The 731-nt window shown below is 57.6% G+C and carries 1 protein-coding gene; it reads right to left on the reverse strand.

Features of this window, described 5'->3' with window-relative positions; translation table 11 throughout:
- Positions 1-72: 72 nt before the first annotated feature.
- On the reverse strand, positions 73-731 hold a 659-nt coding region (locus Q5Y75_RS28390; protein ID WP_306203659.1), incomplete at its 5' end, for a transposase.

The following is a 731-nucleotide window of genomic DNA, read 5'->3' on the forward strand; positions in this document are numbered from 1 at the left end:
GATTCTGTTGAAAGACAAAGTGTTGCAGGCGCAGAAAGTTGTGCTCTGAAGAGCGCGCAAGCGCATTTCTTATCAGGCTTTGCACGTTTTCTGCGGTGCAGGAAAGTGCTTGGCCAATTTGCGGAGGTTCTGGGCGGTGGCGGCGAGAAGAAATTCATCATTCGCGCCACATGGGCCACGTAGTCGCAGCCGGCCCAACCCGAGAATGCATTTGAGGTGAGCGAAGAGGATTTCCACCTTTTTCCTGAGCTTCATCGCAATCGCGTATTCATCCGTCTTGGCCAGCTCTCGGGCGACCTGACGGGCGTCTTCGTGCTCTTCGCGCGTGATCGATCTGGCATCGGCGTTGGGGCAGCATTTGGGTTTTGACGGGCACACCTGGCATGTCAGTTTCAGAGCACGATACTTCGCGGTACCCTTGCCCGTCGGACCCCGGTTCGGATCAGAGTAATTGCGTCGGAACTGCTTGAGCGCGTGTCCTTCTGGGCAGATGTATTGGTCATTCTCCGCATCCCAGTCGAAGTCTGTGCGCGTCCAGGTCCCGTCGAGGCGCCCGGCCTTGTCGATCACAGGGATGTAGGGATAGATCTTGCGATCCACGAGCCAGCCGAGCATCGGGCCGGAGCCGTAAGCGGTATCGGCAATCATCCAGTCTGGGACCATGCCGAACTTGTCCCTTACGCGGTCCAGCATGGTTTTGGTGGATCCGACCTCAGCCTGCCTGATTGACC

The sequence above is a fragment of the Ruegeria discodermiae genome (assembly GCF_030758345.1).
Lineage (GTDB): Bacteria > Pseudomonadota > Alphaproteobacteria > Rhodobacterales > Rhodobacteraceae > Ruegeria_C.